The sequence below is a fragment of the Actinomyces glycerinitolerans genome (genome assembly GCF_900098745.1).
GTDB lineage: Bacteria > Actinomycetota > Actinomycetes > Actinomycetales > Actinomycetaceae > Actinomyces > Actinomyces glycerinitolerans.
Genome location: NZ_FQTT01000001.1, coordinates 58,040 through 79,749, shown reverse-complemented (window position 1 = coordinate 79,749; position 21,710 = coordinate 58,040). Strand labels below are relative to the sequence as shown.

Here is a 21,710-nt window from a genome sequence, read left to right as displayed (position 1 = left end):
TGAAAAATGACTGACTGGCGTGCTGACCGAGTGGGCTCCGCGATTGACGGTTCGAATCCGACAGTCCTTGCCGAGTTGGAGGAGGCCTTCGCGGTGATTGGCGATACGCAGTTCCTTCCGGGGTATTCGCTCGCGATTACTAGACATCCTGGCGTTGATCGGCTCAGTGACCTGCCTCGCCTGCGGCGAGTCGCCTTCCTGGCCGACGTCGACCTCGTGGCCAGCGCGGTTGAGAATGTCTGTTCACAAATGGACTCGGGGTACCGTCGCGTCAACATCGAGATTCTCGGCAACTCCGACGCCTTCCTACACGCGCATGTGTTTCCTCGTTATGAGTGGGAGTCGGTCGAGCTCAGGCCCTACCCGGTGTGGCTGTATCCGCGGTCGTCCTGGACCAGTTCGGCATACGCACTAGGTGAGGCTCATCGGGAACTTCGGCGCCGCCTAACGGAAGAGATCTTGCGGCTACGTGACGCCGTTTGAGGAACGCGGCGTCGCTTACAGGGCTCTTCATGTTTGCGGGTGTTTTGGTTCGGGCCGGGGCTGTGATGTAGTGGTCGTTTTCGGGCCGACGGGGACGTCGTCGCTGGGTAGACGCAAACCAGCTCCCAGTGGTGTGGTGTTGGATTCCGGCGTGACGTCGGGTGCGCGGGCGGCCTGCCCACTCGCGGCCCGCCGTCGGCGCCGAGTGCCGTGCGTGGCGGCCCAAAGTGTCCAGGATCGGCATGAACGACTCTGACGTCGCCGGCAGCCGCAGGCAAAACGTTGGAATCATGCGGTTTCAAACTCGGCCCCTGCGGTCGTCGACGGCCTTTGTGCCGGATTTGGACGTTCCGCCTCCGGCGGGGCGTCCGGGGGCGCGCCCACACCCACCACCCAACATGCCAGGGCAGCAGCGCTCACCCCCACACCCACGAAACAGACAAGCCCGTTTGAGGTCGCCCGCATCCACGTTGACCATGGCGTGCCGGAATCGGCCGCCGGCCGTGCTCGAGTCGGCTGCCGGCCGTGCTCGAGTCAGCCGCCGGCATCCCGCGTCCGAGTCGGCTGCCGACATACCCATGCCCGGAAGCGGGGACGTCTGCAACGCCACTTCGGGGTTAACAACGCCGGTTAACCGTCTGCTGAAGGGCTCCGAGGTATACAGCAGACCGTTAAGTAGCGTTGTTAACGTCTAACCCGCGTAGCAGACGCTCTTGCCCACCACCCCCCAAACACGAAGGGCCCGTTTTGGGGCGGTCGGCCGCGTTTACAACTGCCCCAGAACTCGGGCGCGCAGGGCCAGGGCGGCAGCGCCGGTGGCCCATTCGGGCCGGTCGTGCTCGCGCACGACCACATCGAGCGGAGTCGCGCTGGCACGGCGCACCGCGGCGATCCCCTGCTGCACCTCGTCCTCGAAGAGCGTGGCGATGGCGGCGCGCTCGCCCGCAACCACCACGACCTCGGGCAGGGTGAACGCCGCGGCCATACCCAGCAAGCGCCCCAGCCTGCGCGCGTAGGAAGCGCATAGAGACACGGCGTCGCCGTCACCAGCGGTCGCCAGCTCGACGACGTCCGCCGCCGCCAGCCAGTCGTGGCCGCGCTGCACCCAGGTGCGTTCGATCGCCTCATTGGTCAGGCAGTCCATCGCCGCTGCGGCGCTGGCCGGCCGGGCGCCGTCGGGCACTGGCACCATGCCCAGTAGACCCATCTCGGCGTCGGCGTTGGTCACGACCTGGCCGTCCACTACCAGTCCATGGCCGACGCCGGCACCCACCGTGAGCAGGCTGAAGCGGCCGTGTTCCCGTCCCACTCCGAACCAGGCCTCCCGCAGCGTCAGTGCGGTCAGGTCGTTGCCGATAATGGTCGGCACGCCCAGCCGGGCCTCAACGAAATCGGCCAGGGGCACTCGGTGCCAGCCGTAGAACACGGCCTCGTCCACCGTGCGCCCGTCGCGCGCTGTGCCGCCCAGGCTGATCCCCAGGCAGGAGGGCGGCGGGGCGTCCGCGGCAGCGCCGGCGAGATCGGTGAGCGCGGCGGCCAACTCGGTTACGATCTCTGCGGGGGAGTGGCCCGTAAGCGGGCGGCGCACAGTGGCGAGAAGGCCCAGGCGCAGGTCGGTCAGGACCGCGGTCAGCAAGTTCGTTGACAGGCCAACCCCCACCACGGACTCGGCGTCGGCGCGTACCTCAAGCGGGGACTGCGGCCGCCCGGTGTCGGCCACCTGCAGTGTGTGCGTGGTGAGAAGTCCGGCCTCTACCAGCGGTGTCGTCAGTCGGGTGACCGAGCCAGGGGAGATACCGACGATGCGCATGATCTCGGGGCGCAGTAGTCGCCCGTAACGCAGTAGGGCCAGCACGATCTCGCGCTGGGTGTCGCTGAGAGCGGTCCAGAGCGATGCGGGCCCGGCCGGGGCGCTTGAGTCGGCCATGACTCCATCATGCCCGACTCGGGGTCGACGCCTGTGCCCGTGTGCTTGCGCACGGGTTTCTTCTGGTGCAGAATAATCTGTGTTGCCGCCGACCGGTGGCATTCCCACCCCCCCCAACCTCAGCAAGGATGCACGGAGGTACCCATGAGAGCACTGAGCAGGCGCTCCTTCCTCGCCGGCACGGCGACGGCGGCGGCGCTCGCGGCCACGGGCGGCACGCTCGCCGGCTGCTCGTCCGGAGACGGCAAGGTTCACCTGGAGCTGTTCCAGTTCAAGAGCGAGGCCATCACCCTGTTCGATCAGATCTGTGAGGACTTCAATGCCGCCAACCCGGACATCGTCGTCACTCAGAACTTCCAGGCCGACAACATCACCTCGTTGCGCGCCCGCCTGGTCAAGGGCGACACCCCGGACCTGATCACCATCAACGGCGACTACAACTACGGTGCCCTGGCCGACACGGGCATCTTCTACGACTTCAACCGCACCGACCTGCTCGACGGCGTGAACCCGTCCATCGCCTCCATCCTGGACACGCTCGGCACCGGTGGTGAGGGCCAGACCAATGGCGTCGCCTTCGCCGACAACGGCTCGGGCATCATCTACAACAGGGACGTCTTCGATGCCGCCGGCCTCGAGCCGCCGACCACCTGGGACGAGCTCATCGAAATCTGTGACGAGTTCACCGCCCAGGGGATTGATCCCTTCTACTGGGCCATCAAGGACAACTGGACCGGCGCACCCGCCTTTAACTCCCTGTCCGGTTCCTTCCTCGCCGACGGCGTCGCCGCCTGGTACGACCAGCGCCGCGACCTCGACTCGGGCACCTCCTTCGCCGAGCTCAGCCCGGTGTTCGAGAAGATGTACCAGGCGATCCAGTACGGCAACGCAGACAAGGCCGCCCTGGGCTACAACGACGGCAACCAGGGCTTCGCGCAGGGCAAGGCGGCCATGTACTGGCACGGCACCTACGCCATCCCCGCCATCCGCTCCTACAACCCGGACATCAACCTGGGGACCTTCGCCGCTCCCGCCGACGACGCGGCCGACACCAAGGTCGTCTCCGGCGTCGACGTGGCCCTGACCATGGGTGAGAACCCGGCCCACCTGGAGGAGAACCTGCGCTTCTTCCAGTACCTGATGGATGAGGCGAACATGACCGCCTACTGCGACGAGCAGGTCGCCTACCCGACCCTGACGACACTATCCGCCCAGGATCCCGCCCTGGAGGGGCTCCAGCCCTACTTCGACGCCGGGCGCGTGGCCACCTACTCCGACCACAACTTCCCGCCGGCCATCACCCTGAACGCCTACATACAGCAGTACCTGTTCAACGGCGACCTGGACCAGCTGATCTCCACGCTGGACGCCCAGTGGAACAAGGTCGTCCGCCGCATTAACGAGACGGCCTGAGGCAGGAGGACCGAACCACCATGACCACGCAAACCGCCACTGCGCCGCGGGCCGGCGACTCGCAGGCCGTATCCCACAAGATTCAGGACAACAAGGCCAAGAAGGTCGACCCGGCCTTCATCTGGATGCTCGTCCCCGCGGCCCTCGTCTTCACCGTGTTGCTGACGATCCCGCTGCTGACGGGCGTCTTCTACACCTTCACCAACTTCAAGGGCTACGGCGACTGGCACTTCGTCGGCTTGACCAACTACAAGAACCTGTTCTCCGATGACATCATCTGGGGCTCGTACCTGTTCACCTTCAAGTACTCGATCGTCGCCTCCATCCTGACCAACATCATCGCCCTGGGGCTAGCCCTCATCCTCAACTCCAAGATGAAGGCCCGCACCTTCTTCCGCGGCGTGTTCTTCGTGCCCTACATCCTGCCGGTGCTGGTGGTCTCCTACATCTTCAGCTACCTGTTCACCAACAACCTGCCCCAGATCGGGCAGGCGCTGGGCTGGGAGTGGCTGAGCACCTCGCTGCTGGCCAACGAGGACCTGGCCTGGCTCGCGATCGTCGTCGTCGGCGTGTGGCAGGCGGTCGCCTACAACACGATCATCTACCTGGCCGGCCTGCAGACCGTGCCCGATGAGATCTACGAGGCCTCCGCCATCGACGGCGCCGGCCCGGTGCGGCGGCTGTGGTCCATGACCCTGCCGCTGATCATCCCCTACCTGGGCATCAACATGGTGCTTTCCTTCAAGAACTTCCTGGGCGTCTTCGACCAGATCGTCGCCCTGACCTCCGGCGGCCCGGGCACCGCCACGCAGTCCATCTCCTACCTCATCTTCAAGAACGGCTTCCAGGGCGGCGAATACGCCTACCAGACGGCGAACGGCGTCATCTACTTCCTCATCGTGGTGCTGCTGTCCTTCGCCCAGCTGCGCTTCACCCAGAGCCAGGAAAGGGTCTGATCCGCCATGACCGCCACAACCGCCAACATTGACAACTCCGGCTCCGCTGAGAGCCGCCTGGGCACCGCCGATCCCGAGGTCTACCGGGTTCGCAGACGCTCCAAGGGCGTCTTCGGTCGCACCAACTGGTGGACCACCCTGCTGGCGATCGTGCTCAGCCTGACCGTGCTGGTGCCCCTCTACTTCACCGTGGTCACCGCCTTCAAGACGCCCGAGGAACTGGCCACCTCCGGCTGGGCACAGCCCCGGTCCTGGAGCCTGGACAACTTCGCCACCGCCTGGGAGATGACCTCCTACCCGCGGCGGGTGCTGACTTCCGCCATCATCACCGTCGGCGCCACGGTGTTCACGCTGCTGTCCAACTCCATGGTCGCCTATGCGCTGGGCCGCAACATGCACCGCCCCTGGTTCCGCCGCCTGTACTACTACTTCGTGGCGGCCCTGTTCGTACCGTTCCCGATCATCATGCTGCCGGTTGTCAAGGAGACCGCTCTGCTGCACCTGGACAACGAGGCCGGCTTGATCCTGCTGTACGTGGTCTACGGTCTGGCCTTCAACATCCTGATGTACACCTCCTTCATCAAGTCCATTCCGGAGGAGCTGGAGGAAGCGGCCGCCATGGACGGTGCCAGCCGCTGGACTATCTTCTGGCGGATCATCTTCCCGCTGCTGTCGCCCATGAACGCCACCGTCGGGATCCTGACCTGCCTGTGGGCCTGGAACGACTTCCTGCTCCCACTGGTGATCCTGACCGACCAGTCCAAGGCGACCCTGCCGCTGGCCCAGTACGTCTTCCAGGGACAGTTCAACACGAACTATCCGGTGTCCTTCGCCTCCTACCTGATGGCGATCGCCCCGATGTTCCTCGTCTACGTGATCGCTCAGCGCTGGGTCATCTCCGGCGTCATGCGCGGTAGCCAGAAGTGAGTCGGCCGTCCGGTCGGGGCAGCCGCGCCTCGACCGGACGGTTTACCGCTCCACCACTTTGACGTAGGCTGGCTCCAACACCACCAGACCGGCACCAGTGACACACCTTAACCGGTACGAGTAACGGCTAGGACCGGTCAAGACGGTACTCGGGGGCAGAGGGATGCCGTCGTCCCATGCCCCCGGGCCTCGATATTGTCCAGCCCGGAAGGTTTTCGCCATGACCCAGCCGTCGTTCGTTGTCAGCGCCCATCACGCCGGAGACGACGCCGACTGGTGGCGCCGCGCCGTCGTCTACCAGATCTACCCGCGCTCCTTCCAGGACACCGACGGTGACGGCTACGGCGACATTCCCGGCATCACCGCCCGCCTGGATCACCTGGACGCCCTCGGCGTCGACGTCGTCTGGCTCAGCCCCGTCTACCGCTCCCCGCAGGACGACAACGGCTACGACATCTCCGACTACGAGGACATCGACCCGATGTTCGGCTCGCTGGCGGACCTCGACGCCCTGATCGCGGGGCTACACGCGCGCGGCATGCGCCTGGTGATGGATCTGGTGGTCAACCACACCTCCGACGAGCACCCCTGGTTCGCCGCCTCCCGCAGTGCGAAGGACAGCCCTAAGCGGGACTGGTACATCTGGCGGCCCGCCCGGGTGGTCCCCGGCCGGCAGCCGGGGGAACCGGGCACCGAGCCCACCAACTGGGGATCCTTCTTCTCCGGCCCCGCCTGGCAGTGGGATGAGGACACGCAGGAGTTCTACCTGCACCTGTTCTCCACCAAGCAACCCGACCTGAACTGGGAGAACCCGCAGGTGCGCCGCGCCGTCTACGACATGATGGGGCGCTGGCTCGACCGCGGGGTGGACGGCTTCCGCATGGATGTCATCAACCTGATCTCCAAGACCTACCCACTCGCCGACGGCCCCCGCCCGGACGGCGCCCTGTACGGCGACGGCGCGGCACTGGTCGCCAACGGGCCGCGCGTGCACGAGTTCCTGCACGAGATGAACCAGGCGGTCTTCGCCCCGCGCAGCCGACACATCATCACCGTCGGCGAGACCCCCGGTGTCACCACCGCCGAAGCCTCCCGCTTCACCGATCCCGCGAGCGCCGAGGTGGATATGGTCTTCCAGTTCGAGCACGTTGGCCTGACCGACGGCCCCGGCGGCAAATTCGACCCGCAGCCGTTGGACCGTGTGGCCCTCAAGCGCAACCTCGCCGGCTGGCAGGCCGCTCTCGCCCCCGACGTCGACGCCACCGGCCGCATCACCCGCGAGCGCGGCTGGAACTCCAACTACTGGGACAACCACGACCAGCCGCGCGCCGTCTCCCGCTTCGGCGACGACGACCCCGCCTGGCGGGAGACGAGCGCGAAGACCATCGCCTCCATCCTGCACCTGCACCGCGGCACCCCCTACGTCTACCAGGGGGAGGAACTCGGCCAGACCAACACCGTCTTCCACGGCATCGACTCCTACCGGGACCTGGAGTCCATCAACTACTTCCACGAGCGCACCGGCGTCGGCGACGACCCGACCGCCCTGCTGGCCGGCCTGGCCGTCAACTCCCGCGACAACGCCCGCACCCCGGTGCAGTGGGACGCGACCGCAAACGCCGGCTTCACCGCCGCCACCCCCTGGATCGACGTCGCCCCCAACTACACGGAGATCAACGCCGCCGCCCAGGTGGGCGTGCCCGGCAGCGTCTTCGAGCACTACCGGGCGCTGATCGCCCTGCGCCACCATGACGACGCCGTCGCCCTGGGTACCTTCCGGCTCCTGGATGCCGACGCCGCCGACTCGTGGACGTTGCTGCGCGAGTACGTGGGGGCCGACGGCGAACGTGAGCAGATCCTGCTGATCGCCTCGTGCACGCGTGCCGGGCTGGAGACCGGGCCCGGTTCCGCCCTGCGTGGTCGACTGGCGGCCGAGGGGCTGGACCTGGGGGAGTGGGAGGATGCCGAGCGCGTGCTCATGGCCTCCCTGCCGGCCGATGCGGCCCTGGGCGTGCCCGACCTGGACGGCTGGGACTCCGTGATTCTGCGCCGTCGGATCTGAGAACTGTCCGAATCCGGGACAAACGATCCAGTCTTGCCGATCTCCGTTTTCGGGATCGTTGGAATCATGCGGTTTCTGGATTCGGTCCGGGTCTCACCGGCGGCGTTTGTCCCGAACTCGGACAGTAAGCGGGCTTACGAGGCGTTCCCGTGGGCGGGGTTCGGCGTTCGACTCAGCCACCACACGAGCAGTGCGGCCGCGGCCAGCTGGGCGGAGGTGATGAGCACGGTGGGCGCATCGGGCGCGGCCCAGGACTGTTCCCGCGGAGCCAGTGCGTCGAGGAACACTCCGACCGCGTTCGAGCCCATGTGCATACCCAGGGCGAAGAACAAGGACCGCAGTCGTACCACCGACCAGCCGGCTACCAGACCGAAGACCAGCTTGTCAGGAACCTCGACCGCGTATGCCGATGCGGTCAGCCCGGAATCCAGCCAGGTGGGCAGGTGCCAGGCCACGAACGCCAGGGCGGTGGCGGATATGGCCAACGGCGCGCCCCAGCGCCGGAGCAGTGGATCCAGAAGGACGCGGCGCAGGGCAACCTCCTCGGGAATCGCATTCAGGCAGCAGCCGACAAGCACCGCCATGCCGACAGCGCTCACTAGCTGGGCCGGTGTGGCAGCGGTTACGGCTGTTACGTAGCCGGGCTCCTCCTGCGCGCGCAGGAGGAGCCCACCAATGACCGGTGCGGCGGCGCCGACTGCGAGCAGGGCCCACGTTCTCGATCTCCCGTCCGAGTACATGAGATCGCGCCACGGTCGCTGCTCCGCCAGACGCCAGTAGCACAGCGCGCACAGGTAGAACGCCAGGAGCAGCAACCGCCACGGGCCTCCGCTCAGCGCCAAGAGGATGGCCGTCACGGGGGCGGCGATGAGCAGGGTCAGTAGGAGGAAGGTGGCTTGCGGGCGAGTGGACATGGCGAGGACTCTCGGTTCAGGAACTTGCTGGGCCTCCCCGGCGTCGAGGTCGAATGTGTCTGTCCAGCCCCAGAGGCGAGGTCAGCCACCAGCAGCATACGGAGACCACCGCCATCAGGGCCAGCACCCAAAGCGGCCCGCGGGCGAGCTCCCACACGAACACCGTGCCGAACACGGGCGCTCGCTGCGTGATCGACAGCACGGCGCCGGCGCCGACGAGTGCCAGCACCGGAATGCTCACCTGCCAGCCGGCCAGGTTCGCGGCGACCGCCACCGCCGCGCCCGCACTGCCGCCCAGGGCGAAGGACGGAGCCAGCAGGCCGCCGGTGGCGCCCGCCCCCAGCGTGAGCCCGGTCAACAGCGGCTTGAGTACGACGACGCCGAGCAGGCTTGCCAGAGCGGCTGCGGTGACGGGGGAGACCAGTGCCGCCTCCAGGGCGTCGCGGCCGTTGCCGGGCAGCACCGGCAGCCACAGGGAGGCCGCCCCCGTAAGCAGCCCGGCAGCCCCGATGCCCAGTGGCAGCGCCCAGGTGTCCGGCAGTCGGTGATCCTTGAACCGCCTCCACAACGACCGTGCGCCCACACCCAACAGCGCTGCCAGCCCCGCCACCGGCAACGCCGCCACCAGTGTCGCGGTGTCGGGCGCGCCCATGGTTACCTGAAAGGTCGGCCGCCCGCCCGAGTGCAGCCAGGAGACCACCGTGGCCAGCAGACTCACCGGCACGGCCAGCCACACGCCCCGCCGGCGCATCCCCGCCAGCATGGTGATCTCGACGGCGAAGGCGGCCCCGCCCAGGGGCGCGTTGTACATGGCCGCCAGGCCCGCGCCGGCCGCCGCGGCCACCAGGGTGCGGGCTGTGCGCGGCTGCAGGCCGAGGCGGGAGGAGACTCGGGCGGCGACGGCCCCGGCCATGAGACGAGGCGCGCCCTCACGTCCCACCGAGTTGCCGGCGCCCACCGTGAGCACCTGGAGCACGCCGTCGGCGAAGGGACGCAGCAGACCCATGTGGCGGCCGGTCCGGCCGGAGACGTCCCCGACCGCCGCTTCCACGCCGACGACGCCGCCGGTGGATCGCTCCCACCACCACAGGGCGCCGGCGGCCAGCCCGCCGACAGCCGGTGCGGCGATCCGCCTCCAGGCGGCGGCCGCCTGCACGCGCTGGGGGAGCGTGCCCTCGCCGACCCCGTAGAAGAGCCATTCGAAGCCCTCCAGCAGGAAGGCCATGGCGATGCCTATCAGGCCCGCCGCCACGCCGGAGACGAGTGCGGCCGCCAGCAGGCGCGCGCAGGTGTGGGACGGCACGGCGGGCGAGTGTGAGGAAGCACCTGAGGTCACCGGATGACCCTACCTACCGGCGGTCGACGACCGCCGGTAGGTGAGGATGTGCCGCCAGGGGGAGCTTTTCGGTGCGTGAACGCTATGGGCCGGCCCCGTTCGTCGTCACCTATTTCCCCGCCCCAGCGGTGATTCCCCGTACCAGAGAGCTTTGCAGCAGTAGATACACTATGAGACTCGGTACTAGTGCGAGTACCGATCCTGCCGCGAGTAGGCCCGTGGACCCCGATGGATCATCCCGTAGCAGGGCGATGGCAACGGTGATCGTGTATGAGCCTGGACCGTTGGAGGCGATTAGCGGAAGCAGATACTGGTTCCAGATCATAATGAATCCGAAGATGGTGATGACGCCCAGGGCGGGCTTGCACATTGGCAGAACGATCCTGCCCAGCACACCAATCTCGCTGAGCCCATCGAGCCTGGCTGCCTCGCAGATCTCCTCGGGGATGTCCCGCATGAACTCGGTCATCACCATGATTGAGAATCCCCAGATGCCCACCGGCAGGATGATCGCGAAGACGGTGCCCTTGAGATTGATCCCCAGCAACGGGAGATCACCCAGCACGATGGACAACGGGACCGCGATCACTTCCTCGGGCAACATCATGGTCATGAGGAACAGCATCATTACCAGTGCCTGCCCGCGGAACCTGCGCCGTGACAGTGCATAGCCGGCGAGTACCGACGCCGTCATCTGGAGCAGCAGTCCGCCGCCGGCGATGATCAGGGAGTTGCGTAGGTAGGTGTAAAGGTCCCATTCGCCGGCCGCGCGGAAGTTGTCCAACGTAGGGTCCGTAGGCAACACCGCGAGTTGAGTCGGATCAGAGGTGTGGCTGAAGGCACTGGATATGACCGTGAGGAACGGGACGCCGAAGACGGCCAGCAGCACCGCCGCGATCAGCACCCGGGTCACTCTGGAGCTTGGGCTCCTGGTCCAGCCCAGCGCCGAGTCGAACCGGCTGAGAGCCGGTTTATCAGTGCGTTTCATGAGTCCCTCCTACGCGCGGACAGCCAACGTACGATGATCGTGAGTGTCAGCGTCGTGACCAGCAGCAGAATGGACGCGGCGCTGGCAACACCCACGTCGCTACGGTCGAACCCCTGCGTGTACACCTGCGTCATCCATGTGGTGGTCGAATTGGCAGGGCCGCCGCCCGTCAGCACGTAGACCTCGGTGAAGATACCCAGTGCACGAATGGCAGCGAGCGTCAGAACGATGATCATCGAACTGCGCAGGCTGGGAATAACGATGCTCCACAAGCGCCGCCACCGTCCGGCACCATCGACTGCGGCGGCCTCGTAAAGGTCCCTGTCTATGCCCGCCAAGCCCGCGAGGAATATCACCATGTTGTACGGGGCTCCAGACCAAATACCCACTGCGGCAACTGACATCAGCGCCGTGCTCGGACTGTCCAGGAAGGTGGAGGGTCCGAGATGAAACCACCCCAGAACGGTGTTGAGGAAGCCGCCCGGATCCGGGAAGTAGATAATTCGCCAGATTTCACCGATGACGGCGGTCGCGGTCACTACCGGCAGGACGACAACGGTGCGTGTGAGCCACAAGCCGATGCCGGATCCCTCTAGGACGAGCGCGAGCAACAGGCCGCCTACGACGCTTCCCGTGGTCTGCACCAGTGCGAGGATGACGGTGTGTCCCAGAGCGGCGGTAAACCCGGAGGAACTGAGCACCTTGACATAGTTGTCCAGGCCCACCCAGGTATTGCCCAGGTAGGGGGTCACCTTGTGAAAGCTGTAGTAGATTCCTTCTGCCAGCGGGATGAACTTGAACATGACGGCAAGCAGCAGCGCTGGCGCCAGTAGGAGCCACATGGTGACCGTGGTCGCCTTCGGTGTGGGCAGTCTCCTACGTGTGCTTGCATGAACGCTTGGAGCCGTCACAGCAACCCCAGCTCGTCAAAGACGTCTTCCAACTCGGTCTTGAGGTTCTCCAGTTCGTTCACCGGATCCTGCTCCGGGCTGGCGACGATGGTGTTGAGTGACTCGGCAATGACCTGCTTGATTGCCGAAGCATCTGCAACCGCGGGGAAGGCCTGGGACGAGTTCGCCAGGCTGTCCTGTACGACGCCCCAACGTTCGTCGTCGTAGATCGTGGCCGCATCCATATCGGAACGGACCGGAACTCGCACGACCGGCTGCTTACTGTTGGTCATGCACGTGGTCTGGCCCTCCTCGGAAATGAACCAGGAGATGACCTTATTGACGGCGTCCAGCTTCTCGGTGCCAGCAGACACATAGATGTTCTCGCCCTCGGCAAGGACTGTGCCGCCCTGTGGGCCGACAGGCGCCGGGGCGACGACGTAGAGGTCTTTTCCGGGTGCCTCGTCCATTGCCGAGAATTGGTAGGGGCCGGTAAGTGTATGGCCGACCTTGCCCTCGGCGAAGAAGGGGGTGGATACAGAGGTGTCGGCGGTCAGGGCGCCTGGCTGGACGCGCCCGCTGACGGCGAAGAGATCCTGGATCCAGCGAATCGCTGACACTGTAGCTTCAGAGGTGGTGTCCACGGTGAAGGTGCCGTCGCCATTGTCGGTCCATAGCGAGCCGCCGCCCTGCCAGATATAGCTCATAGCCCAGCGGGCCAGGTAGCCGTTCTTGGCGGTTCCGGCGACGTTGGTGCCGTAGGTGTTCGCCGAGCCGTCACCGTCGGGGTCCCCCGAGACGGCTGCGTCGAGAAAGGCCACGTACTCCTCCCAGGTGGTTGGGACCGAGAGGCCCAGTGTCTCCAGCCAGTCGGAGCGGAAACAGTCGACCATCGTTTGTCGGGAGTAGGGCACGGCGTAGGCGCCGCCATCGATCTGAGTCTCGGCCCAGCGGGCGTCGTCGATACCGGAGGCCTCGGCGTAGTCGCCGAGGGTGATCTCCCGGAGGAGGCCCTGACGCTGGTAGGTGCCCAGCAGTACGTCGTCATTGATCCACAGGTCCGGCAGGTTCTTGGACTGGGCGCGGCTTTGAAGCTCCTGGCCGAAGTTGTCCACCGTCGAGAAACTGACGGTGACTCCGGTTGCCTCCTCAAGCGCAGGGACGATTTCGGCGTAGGCATCGGCGGTCGTGGCGCCGCCACGCGCCCACATCTCGATGCTGTTGGCATCGGAGCCGCCGCCTGATGAACCCGCCCCCGATGATCCGCAGGCGGCCAGCAGGCCCGACACGGTTGCGAAGCCGCCGTAGGCGAGCACGGCGCGACGTGAGGGGCGGAAGAAGTGTGTCGACATTTAAGGCTCCTTTGCAGCTCAAACGACGGTGCGTCACGACACCTTGTACATCGAGGTAGTGCAGCGATGTAGTACCACGATGTACTATGAGTGTACATGCATGTCCCCCGGATGGAAAGAGACTTCACCATGTCGCCCTCAGCGCCGCCACAGGCCATCCGCTTCGCCGCGTCCCGTGGCCCGAGTGCGCCGCCGAGTTCAACGCCGCGTTGCGGGCTGTTCGAGGGGGAAGTGCGCGCTTACACGGTTGTTCGCCCCGGGGAGATCGGCATCGGCCTACCCGATCGGCCTGCTGTCGCGGGGGAGATTCTCGAGGTAGCCCTGTTCCCTCAGCTGCTCTTGCAGCACGATGGTGCGCCAGATAGGGCATCCACCCTGCTGGGTGTGGGTGCGGACGATGGACGGGGCGCACTCCGGCACCTGTGTGACGACAACGGGCACGATCTGACTGCCGTGCCCCCACCGCGTCCTGCGCACTTGGCTGCCACAACGCTGATCCCCGAGCAGTGGAATCTCTGGCGAGTACCGCTCGACGCTCTTCCGTCCGGAACGCCGCTCAGCGCGGTGAGGCTGATCTCGTTCGCGGACCATGGTGCCGGTTGGATACAGGCGCGTGTAGTGGGCGGGGACTCTTCCACGCAGACGCGTAGAGCTCGGGACGTGGTCGACTACGTGCGTACCACCAGGGGAACTCATACAGGTCGTGGTTTCTCCCGTGGCAGCACCCTGCCGGCGGTCTGCCTGCCGCACGGCATGAACTTTGTTACTCCAGTGACCAACGCCCGCACCCGACGCTGGCTCTATCGCTGGCACGGGGATCCGAATCCACGCCTAGAAGCCGTCGCGTTGAGTCATCAGCCCAGTCCCTGGATCGGTGACCGCGGTTCCATGCAGATCATGCCCTACGTGCACGCCCCGGTGTTGGACCCGCAGCGTCGGGCACTACGTTTCAGCCATGAGGAGGAGATCACCCATCCCGATTACTATCGGGTGCGCCTTGACGGCGGCATCGAGCTGGAGATGACAGCGACTGCCCGCACCGCGGCGGTCCGCATCTGTTTGCCGTGTGCCGGCGGGATCACCGTCGACCAGGCCTTCGACGGGCGCCTGCACACCAGTGTCACCGATACGGGGGTTCTGCTGCATGGCTGGGCTCCTGGAAACGTTGTTCGTCCATCGCATCCCAGCCCACCACGCGTGTTCTTCGTCGGCGAGATCAATGGCGGAGGCGAGGTGATTCCGGCGTTTGAGGATGACGGTCACGTACGTAGCCAAGCTGCGCACGTTCCCCTGCCGGCGGGCACGCACGAGGTTCGCCTGGCCACCTCGTTCATTTCAGTGGAGCAGGCCTGGCACAACCTCAGTCTCGAGTCCGAGGGGCGCGCTTTCGAGGACCTGCGCCAAGCAGCTCACTCCGCCTGGGCGGAGCCACTTGGCGCGCTCGAGTTGCCCGGGGCCACGGAGGAGCAACGCGAGACTGCCTATACAAGCCTGTACCGGCTCCTGTGCTACCCCAATGTCGCCCACGAGAACACCGGGAGTGAGCGCGTGCCCCGTATTGCGCACGCAGCAGTAGCTTTGCCGCTTGAGCGTGAACACACCGACACGGTCACCGGTTGCCGGGTGCTCCCCGGCGAGCTGTACGTCAACAACGGGTACTGGGATACCTACCGGACTAGTTGGCCCGCCTACCACCTGCTGATGCCGGGACTCGCTGGGAAGCTGCTTAACGGGATGCTGCAGCTGTTTCGAGATGGCGAGTGGATGGGGAGATGGGTCGCTCCCGGGTTCATCGACTGCATGGTGGGTACGGATTCCGATGTGATCTTCGCCGACGCCGCCGTACACGGCGTCGACTTCGACCAGGACGTGGCCTACCTGTCCGCACTGCGCAACGCCATGACGCCGCCGGCTCATACCGAGGTCGGCCGAGCCGGCAATCGGACGGCGCGCTTTCGCGATTGGGTGGACTCCTCCACTCCAGAGGCTCTGAGCTGGACGGTCCAAAATGCGATCGACGACGCTGCGATCGGGCGGTGGGCGAGCCGACTCGCCGACCGCGCCGATGGGGAAGCGCGTTCAGATCTGCTCGCAGAGGCGTTCTATTTCATCAACCGCTCACTGCGTTGGCGTAACCTCTTCGATCCCGATTCCGGTTTCCTCCGTCAACGCCGCGATGACGGTATGTGGGAGGTGGCCCCGGCGAACTTCAACCCTCGTGAATGGGGCGGGGGATACACCGAAACGAATGGCTGGGGAATGGCCTTCTCCCCGGTTCACGACGCCGCCTGGCTGGCCAACGCCCTGGGCGGGCCCGCCGCACTGGGAAGAAAGCTTGATGACTACTTCCAAGATCCGGAGAAGGCGGCCGTATCCCAACGCGGGACTTACGGGCATATCCTCCACGAGATGACGGAGGCTCGGGCTATCGGCATGGGACAGTTCGCGGTCTCGAATCAGCCTGCCCACCATGTGCCCTTCATGTATCTGCACTCCGATCGGCCCGATCGAGCCGCTGAGGTCCTGACTGACGCTTTCGATTATCTATTCAACGGTGGACGCATCGGGCAGGGGTGGCCGGGAGACGAGGACAACGGCGAGTTCAGTGCCTGGTGGCTCCTTGTGGCCATGGGGTTGTACCCGCTCGACGTGGGTTCGGGGAAGTTTGTTGTCACCCCGCCGCAGCTGGCCTCTGTGCGCTGGACGCGCCGTGACGGCAGTGTCCTGTCAATAACCCGAGAGGGTGATGGCAAGTACATCGCAGGCGTCGAGGTCAACGGACACCCACTCACTGCTCCGGTAGTAGACGCCTCCACACTGCACGCCGACGTGCATGTCCTGGTTCGTGTTTGCTCCCAACCCCACAGTTGGGGGCTTGGCGACCGCCGGTTGTCGATGACCAGCGACGAACACGAATATCAGCGGGACAAGGCGCACTCCGAGAACCTGCGTTCGACAGTGCCGGGGGCTGTTGCTCTCGTAGACGACTCTGCAGATACCGAGACCGTGCTGCCGCCCGACACGCGACTGGAGGTGGAGTTGGATCGTCCTGAGGTGGCACGGGTCGCCACTCTAACCGGAACCGGCAGCGTTGATGTGGAAATAGCCGTCCGTGAAGACGGGGCGTGGTCCGGGGCCGTCAAACGCCGGGTGGTATTTCGCTGGCCCGAGGAAACGCGGGTGATCGGGCTGCCTGCGTCGCCGGCGGGGGTACATAACGTCGAGGCCGTCAGCTTGCGATTCCCAACCGGGGCCAGGCTGACTCAACTCGAAATCATTTGACGCTTCGCGACACTTAAACCGAACCGGTACCAGAATCGTCGAGGGTGTTGGCGTCCGCGGGTACTCCTCCGGTGGACTGCCGCACCTCGATATGGAAGGCGGGCTGGATAAGCTCCCTGGGTTGACGGGGCAGGGCGGGATCGCGATGGTGCTCGTCGATCCGCATCATCAACAGGCGGATGGCCTCTCTCGCGAACTCCCGGTGATCCACGGATAAGGACGTGAGGGTCGGGCTGGTGAAGGAAGCATCCTCAATGTTATCGATGCCTACCACCTTCACGGCATCTGGCACTCGGATGTCATGCGCTCGGAAGCTGTGTAAGGCGCCAATTGCCAGGGCGTCATTCATCGCCACCACGGCGTCGAAGGGAATCCCCGAGTCGATAAAGGCATTCATTCTCTGGGTACCCTGAGGCAGGCGCCAGGTCGACTCCGAAAGCAACAGACGTTCATCGACCTCAAGACCCATCTCCGTATGAGCCGCGCGAAAACCGCGTTCACGCAGTGGAGCCGAGCCGTGGTCGGTACCCGGCGCGCAGCCCAGAAGCGCCACTCTGCGACAGCCCAGGCTGAGCACGTAGGCGGTCAGGGCATGCGCAGCAGCCACGTTCGGCAGAGTCACCCGGTCCAAATCAGGCGGATCGACGCGCTCGCCCAACAACACCAGCGGGAAGTCGACTTGGTACTGCTCCAAGTCTTCCGAGCCGAGGGCCTGAGGACTGAGAATAGTTCCGTCGGTGAAGTGTCGGTTGGGTCCGTGTAGGACGTCGATTTCGCGCTCGCGTTGGCCGTCCGTCTGCGTCACCAGTACGCGGCCCCCTCTGCGTTCGGCTGCGTGAATGACTTCCCCCGAGAGCTCCGCCAGGTAGGGGTCGCGCAGATCCGGCACCGCCAGCGTAACCATCCCAGTGCGACCGCGTCGCAGGCCTCGTGCCGCAAGATTGACCGTGTACCCCAGCTCCTGAATCGCCTTCTCCACACGCTCCTTGGTCTCGGGACGCAGATACCGGTATCCGTTGAGCACATTTGACACAGTCTTTGGCGAGACACCAGCGTGCCGCGCGACATCGGCGATTGTCACCATATCCGCATCATGCCCGAAGCCATACCGGCCGGAGACGCTCTCAACACTGCCGGCCCCTCAGTCCGTCTCCCCGGCGGAGGCCGCCTGGGTGACCGTCTGGCCGAAGTCGGGAACCTCCTGCGGGTGAATCACCCCCAGGTCCTTGTTGACCAGGCCGATGGCGTCGCGCAGGCCCATCCACCACTGGTGCAGCGGGCGGCGCGCGGTCAGGTCCAGTTCCTCATCCATGTGCTCCAGGCGGTGGTGAGTAATCCGCCCCTCCACGAGCCCCACATAGCTGGAGTGATAGGTGCCGGCGTCCAACTGGTCGGACAGCAGGTCCAGCGCGTGCGCCACCAGCTTGGTGGCCATGATGCGGTCGAAGGCGGTCGGGTCGCCGCCCTGCTGCAGGTGACCGATCTGCGCCTGCCGCACGTCGTACAGGCCCTCGCTCTCCTCGGAGAAGATCTTCGCCAGCACGTCCAGGGTGTAGTTCTCGCTGGCCCGTTCATTGCGGATCACCAGGTAGAGCTTGCGGCCCGAGCGGAAGGACTCCACCATGCGGGCCGAGTCCTGGGCCAACTTCTTCAGCGTCAGCCCCTCCTCGTTGAGGTACACCCGCTCCGCGCCGGTGGCTATGCCGCTCATCAGGGTCAGGTAGCCGCAGCGGCGGCCCATCGCCTCCGCCACGAAGCAGCGACGCGAGGCGGCCGCCGACTGCTTGATCGCGTCCAGCGCGCCCACGGCGCTGTTCAGGGCCGTGTCCGCCCCGACCGACAGCTCGGAGCCGGGCAGGTTGTTGTCAATGGATGCGGGCACGCAGATCATGGGGATTTTAAAGGCGGGGTAGCGGTCCCGCTCGGTGACCAGCTCATGCGCGGCCAGGTAGGCGTTGAAACCGCCGATGATCAGCAGGGCGTCGATCTGATTGGACTCGATCGTTCGCCCCAGCGCGTACAGCTGCTCAATGGTGGGGATATCCCGGCGTGTGCCCAGCTCGGCGCCGCCGTCGCCGACCCAGCCCTCGACGTCGTCCCAGGACAGTTCGCGCACGTTCCCGTCCAGCAGACCCGGGAAGCCGCCGTACACGCCGAGCATGGTGAAGCCGTGGTCCAGGCCCAGGCGCACCGCGGCGCGCGCCGCCGTGTTCATGCCCGGCGCCAGCCCGCCGGCGTGCACGATCGCCACCCGCCGGGCGCGGCCGGCACCCTGCAGCGTGTCCTCTGCTGCCGGGTCCAACTCCGGCGGGGTGGACATGGTCTCGAAGATCCCCAGCATCTGCTCGAAGCTGGAGCCGCGGGCCGCCACCGCGCCCCGGTAGTCGCCGGCCGCCACCAGGTCCTTTACGGCCCGGGTGGCGCGGATCTGCTCCATCATGGGCAGACGCCTAATGCGGTTGTGCCGCTCGGCGATGATCACCGGCTCGCTCTCCGCGGTGGCCAGCACCACCTCGCGCGCGGCGGTGCAACCAAGCAGGGTGGACATCCAGCGGTCGTAGGCACTCGGCTTACCACCTCGCTGCACGTGACCGAGGATGGTCACGCGGGCCTCCTCGCCGAGGCGCTCCGCCATGACCCGCTTGACGTCGTCGGCGGTGATGGGGTTGCCGGAGCGGTCGGTGGCCCCCTCGGCCACGATCACCATGGACTCGCGGCGCCCCGCCTCCCGGCCCTTGGCGAGCTTGCGGCACATGTCCTCCTCCCACCCCTCGGCGGGCGGCAGCTCCGGCACGAGCACGTAGTCGCAGCCTCCGGCCACGGCCGCCATCAGCGCCAGGTAGCCACAGTGCCGACCCATCACCTCCACAATGAAGGTGCGCTGGTGGGAGGCGGCGGTGGAGGAGATGTCGTCGATCGCCTCCAGGATGCGGTGCAGGGCGGAGTCGGCGCCGATGGTCATGTCGGCGCCCACCAGGTCATTGTCGATCGAACCGACCAGCCCGGTAACCATGAGCACCGGGTGCGCGGCCGCCGTCTGCTCGGTGATGTCCCCGCGCTCGACCAGCTCGGCCACCAGGGACGGCCAGTTCTTACGGAACTCGTTGGTGCCGGTCAGGGAGCCGTCCCCGCCGATCACCACCAGCCGGTCGATGTCATGCTCCAGCAGGTTGCGGCAGGCCGCCAGCTGCCCGGCGCGCTCGCGGAACTCCGCCGAGCGGGCGGTGCCGATGATGGTGCCGCCGCGGTGCAGGATGGAGCCGACCGAGTCCCACTCCAGTTTGCGTATCCCATCCCCGCCGGCCACGGCGCCCGACCAACCCTCCATGACCGCGTACGGCTGTGCGCCCATGCGCAGCGCGGTCCGTACGACGGCGCGCACGGCAGCGTTCATGCCCTGCGCGTCACCGCCAGAGGTGAGCACGCCGATGCGCACGGGCTCATCGCTGGTGGAGGCGGGGGGAGTACCGGCTACGTCAGCGGGGCCGGTCGAAGTACTGATGAGCGCGTCGTTAGCCATCGTGGGTCCTTCCGTGGGCGTCCGGTGCCTGGTGCTGACCCCGATTCTAGTGTGGTCCGCGCCGCATGCCCCAGGCTCGCCCGGGCTCGTTCACACCTTGTTTACCTTGGCTGCGCGGTTGGCCCGGTTCGCCCGGGTACAGCCAGGAGCTCGTCCCCGCGTCCGCCCGTGTCCTAGCGCGCCCCACCCTCCGGACCGGGTTAGTGTCGGTGCCGATCAGCCCGACGCCGTCGGGAGGTACGCCCCTGAACAGGATGGAGATGCGGGCATGAACCTTAGGGACCGGCTGCACCGACAGCCCCCGCCGACGCCGGGCGGCTCCCGGCGTCCGACCCTGCCCGCCGACTGGCCGCTGGCCGTGCGCGCAGGCGTGGAGGCGGTGGCGCTCGGCTGGGGCGTCGTGGTCCTGCCCACCCTCGTCCTGTACCTGGTCGACTCCTCCCGCGATGCCGCCGCGGCCCTGACCCTGGGCGGCGTGCTGCGCACGGGCACCGGCATTTGGAGCCTCGGCTTCGGCGGCGCCATGGGGAGCCCCGACGGCGACTACGGCACGCTCAGCCTGCCGCTGCTGGGACTGACGCTGCTGCAGGCGTGGCTGACCCGATCCTCCGTGCGCCGGGCCCGGATCAGCGGGCCCGCCGCCGGCGCGATCGCGGTGCTTGCCGCCACCCTGACGGCGCTGCTGATCGCCGTCGCCACCCACCCCGCCGATTCCCGCACCTGGACCGCGGTGATCGGGGTGACCGTCCTGAATGCCGCCGTCACCGCCGGCTACCTGCAGCGCTCCGGCCGGGGCTGGCCGGCGCCGGCCGCCTGGCAGGAACGGCGCCCCCGGTGGCTCGGGGCGGCGTTGCGTATCGCCCGCGAACTGGCGCTGGTGCTGTTGGGGCTGGCCGCGGTGGTGGCGTTGGCGGGCCTGATCGCGGGGTCGGGTCGGGTCGCCCGGCTGCACGACGCCGTCGCCGGCGGCTCGTTGGCGGCGACGGTGGGCCTGGTGGCGCTGCAACTGGGCTGGCTGCCCACCTGGATGGTGTGGGCCCTGTCCTGGCTGGCCGGCCCCGGATTCGTGGTGGGCGCCGGCTCGGTGTTCTCGCCCACCCGTGTGCTCGCCGGGGCCGTGCCGGCGCTGCCGCTCCTGGGTGGGCTGCCGACCGCTGCCGTCGGCACCTGGGGCGGCGCCCTGCCGTTCGTGATTGCGGTGGCTGCCGGCATAGTGGCGTGGCGGCACCGGGTGGTGTTGCGCGAGCTGCCGCTGCGGCAGGCGGCGGCGACAGCGGCGACGGTCACGGCGCTGCTCGGCGTCGGCGTGCTGCTGGTGGGCCTGGCCGCCTCCGGGCAGATCGGGCCGGGGCGCATGGCCGAGGTCGGCCCGCGCGTCGGCTACGTGGCGGTGATCGTCGCCCTGATGGTGCTGGTGGGCGCGGGCCTGGTGGCCGTGCTGCCCCACCCGCGCACCCGCGCGCTGACCCGCCGCGGCGTGGAGGCGACCGCCGCCGCCACCAGCGCGGCCGTCGGCAGTGCCCGGGAGCACCTGAAAACACGCACCGACAGGCGGTAGGCTGGCCCCGGCCGCAACTGGCGAGGGTGGGGCACCACCGGGGAGCGGCCGGCCGGACATCGGTATCCCAAAACGGGACGTCGCCCGCCTGGGCGTCCCGCC

15 protein-coding genes and 1 riboswitch are annotated in these 21,710 nt (G+C 66.9%); of the genes, 7 read left to right on the top strand and 8 right to left on the bottom strand.

From position 1 onward, the window contains the following. The first annotated feature begins 6 nt into the window (after positions 1-6). Positions 7-483, top strand: coding sequence for an HIT family protein (locus ACGLYG10_RS00290; RefSeq protein WP_073326995.1), 477 nt, complete (start codon positions 7-9; stop codon positions 481-483). Positions 484-1,249: 766 nt separating this feature from the next. On the opposite strand, the gene ACGLYG10_RS00285 is transcribed toward ACGLYG10_RS00290, so the two are convergent. Then, positions 1,250-2,410, bottom strand: a complete 1,161-nt coding sequence (locus ACGLYG10_RS00285) for an ROK family transcriptional regulator (RefSeq protein WP_073326994.1) — start codon at positions 2,408-2,410, stop codon at positions 1,250-1,252. A gap of 144 nt (positions 2,411-2,554) precedes the next feature. Here ACGLYG10_RS00285 and ACGLYG10_RS00280 point away from each other — a divergent pair, with 144 nt between their 5' ends. From ACGLYG10_RS00280 to ACGLYG10_RS00265, 4 genes are all read left to right on the top strand, one after another. Further along, positions 2,555-3,823 carry an ABC transporter substrate-binding protein gene (locus ACGLYG10_RS00280; protein WP_073326992.1) on the top strand — a complete coding sequence of 423 codons (1,269 nt, stop codon included), beginning with the start codon at positions 2,555-2,557 and terminating at the stop codon, positions 3,821-3,823. Between the two features lie 20 nt (positions 3,824-3,843). Then, positions 3,844-4,779, top strand: a complete 936-nt coding sequence (locus tag ACGLYG10_RS00275; RefSeq protein WP_234416136.1) for a carbohydrate ABC transporter permease — start codon at positions 3,844-3,846, stop codon at positions 4,777-4,779. Positions 4,780-4,785: 6 nt separating this feature from the next. Next, positions 4,786-5,706, top strand: a complete 921-nt coding sequence (locus ACGLYG10_RS00270; RefSeq protein ID WP_083565229.1) for a carbohydrate ABC transporter permease — start codon at positions 4,786-4,788, stop codon at positions 5,704-5,706. 220 nt (positions 5,707-5,926) lie between these two features. Beyond that, positions 5,927-7,768, top strand: a complete 1,842-nt coding sequence (locus ACGLYG10_RS00265; RefSeq protein WP_073326991.1) for an alpha-glucosidase — start codon at positions 5,927-5,929, stop codon at positions 7,766-7,768. A gap of 134 nt (positions 7,769-7,902) precedes the next feature. Here the strand turns inward: ACGLYG10_RS00265 and ACGLYG10_RS00260 are convergent, their stop codons facing one another. The 5 genes from ACGLYG10_RS00260 to ACGLYG10_RS00240 form a co-directional block, all read right to left on the bottom strand. Then, a complete protein-coding gene (locus ACGLYG10_RS00260) occupies positions 7,903-8,682 on the bottom strand; it encodes a CPBP family intramembrane glutamic endopeptidase (RefSeq protein ID WP_073326989.1) in 780 nt (259 codons plus the stop codon). A 16-nt stretch (positions 8,683-8,698) separates the two neighbouring features. Next, positions 8,699-10,018: a chloride channel protein gene (locus tag ACGLYG10_RS00255; RefSeq protein ID WP_432416218.1), complete on the bottom strand. Its 1,320-nt coding sequence runs from the start codon at positions 10,016-10,018 to the stop codon at positions 8,699-8,701. Between the two features lie 109 nt (positions 10,019-10,127). After that, complete coding sequence (locus ACGLYG10_RS00250) at positions 10,128-11,006, bottom strand: carbohydrate ABC transporter permease (RefSeq protein WP_073326988.1); 879 nt, start codon at positions 11,004-11,006, stop codon at positions 10,128-10,130. Continuing rightward, positions 11,003-11,809, bottom strand: a complete 807-nt coding sequence (locus ACGLYG10_RS00245) for a carbohydrate ABC transporter permease (RefSeq protein ID WP_211482950.1) — start codon at positions 11,807-11,809, stop codon at positions 11,003-11,005. The genes ACGLYG10_RS00250 and ACGLYG10_RS00245 overlap by 4 nt, the downstream gene beginning before the upstream one ends. Positions 11,810-11,913: 104 nt before the next feature. After that, a complete protein-coding gene (locus ACGLYG10_RS00240) occupies positions 11,914-13,248 on the bottom strand; it encodes an extracellular solute-binding protein (RefSeq protein WP_073326985.1) in 1,335 nt (444 codons plus the stop codon). A gap of 660 nt (positions 13,249-13,908) precedes the next feature. On the opposite strand from ACGLYG10_RS00240, the gene ACGLYG10_RS00230 reads away from it, so the two are divergent. Beyond that, positions 13,909-16,530 carry a GH92 family glycosyl hydrolase gene (locus ACGLYG10_RS00230; RefSeq protein WP_170866415.1) on the top strand — a complete coding sequence of 874 codons (2,622 nt, stop codon included), beginning with the start codon at positions 13,909-13,911 and terminating at the stop codon, positions 16,528-16,530. Between the two features lie 13 nt (positions 16,531-16,543). Here ACGLYG10_RS00230 and ACGLYG10_RS00225 read toward each other — a convergent pair whose 3' ends face one another. After that, positions 16,544-17,614, bottom strand: coding sequence for a LacI family DNA-binding transcriptional regulator (locus ACGLYG10_RS00225; RefSeq protein ID WP_073326980.1), 1,071 nt, complete (start codon positions 17,612-17,614; stop codon positions 16,544-16,546). Positions 17,615-17,671: 57 nt separating this feature from the next. Beyond that, entirely contained in the window at positions 17,672-20,050 is a 2,379-nt protein-coding gene (locus tag ACGLYG10_RS00220; protein ID WP_083565221.1) for a 6-phosphofructokinase, read from the bottom strand. 268 nt (positions 20,051-20,318) lie between these two features. Between ACGLYG10_RS00220 and ACGLYG10_RS00215 the strand changes: the two genes are divergently transcribed. Next, complete coding sequence (locus tag ACGLYG10_RS00215) at positions 20,319-21,608, top strand: cell division protein PerM (protein ID WP_073326979.1); 1,290 nt, start codon at positions 20,319-20,321, stop codon at positions 21,606-21,608. Positions 21,609-21,611: 3 nt separating this feature from the next. After that, positions 21,612-21,709: riboswitch (ZMP/ZTP riboswitch) on the top strand. Position 21,710 lies beyond the last annotated feature (1 nt).

Excerpts from the sequence above, each read along its gene's own strand:
- ACGLYG10_RS00290 (WP_073326995.1), top strand. The coding sequence starts at position 7 with ATGACTGACTGGCGTGCTGACCGAGTGGGCTCCGCGATTGACGGTTCG.
- ACGLYG10_RS00285 (WP_073326994.1), bottom strand. The coding sequence starts at position 2,410 with ATGGCCGACTCAAGCGCCCCGGCCGGGCCCGCATCGCTCTGGACCGCT.
- ACGLYG10_RS00280 (WP_073326992.1), top strand. The coding sequence starts at position 2,555 with ATGAGAGCACTGAGCAGGCGCTCCTTCCTCGCCGGCACGGCGACGGCG.
- ACGLYG10_RS00275 (WP_234416136.1), top strand. The coding sequence starts at position 3,844 with ATGACCACGCAAACCGCCACTGCGCCGCGGGCCGGCGACTCGCAGGCC.
- ACGLYG10_RS00270 (WP_083565229.1), top strand. The coding sequence starts at position 4,786 with ATGACCGCCACAACCGCCAACATTGACAACTCCGGCTCCGCTGAGAGC.
- ACGLYG10_RS00265 (WP_073326991.1), top strand. The coding sequence starts at position 5,927 with ATGACCCAGCCGTCGTTCGTTGTCAGCGCCCATCACGCCGGAGACGAC.
- ACGLYG10_RS00260 (WP_073326989.1), bottom strand. The coding sequence starts at position 8,682 with ATGTCCACTCGCCCGCAAGCCACCTTCCTCCTACTGACCCTGCTCATC.
- ACGLYG10_RS00250 (WP_073326988.1), bottom strand. The coding sequence starts at position 11,006 with ATGAAACGCACTGATAAACCGGCTCTCAGCCGGTTCGACTCGGCGCTG.
- ACGLYG10_RS00245 (WP_211482950.1), bottom strand. The coding sequence starts at position 11,809 with ATGTTCAAGTTCATCCCGCTGGCAGAAGGAATCTACTACAGCTTTCAC.
- ACGLYG10_RS00240 (WP_073326985.1), bottom strand. The coding sequence starts at position 13,248 with ATGTCGACACACTTCTTCCGCCCCTCACGTCGCGCCGTGCTCGCCTAC.
- ACGLYG10_RS00225 (WP_073326980.1), bottom strand. The coding sequence starts at position 17,614 with ATGGTGACAATCGCCGATGTCGCGCGGCACGCTGGTGTCTCGCCAAAG.
- ACGLYG10_RS00220 (WP_083565221.1), bottom strand. The coding sequence starts at position 20,050 with ATGGCTAACGACGCGCTCATCAGTACTTCGACCGGCCCCGCTGACGTA.
- ACGLYG10_RS00215 (WP_073326979.1), top strand. The coding sequence starts at position 20,319 with ATGAACCTTAGGGACCGGCTGCACCGACAGCCCCCGCCGACGCCGGGC.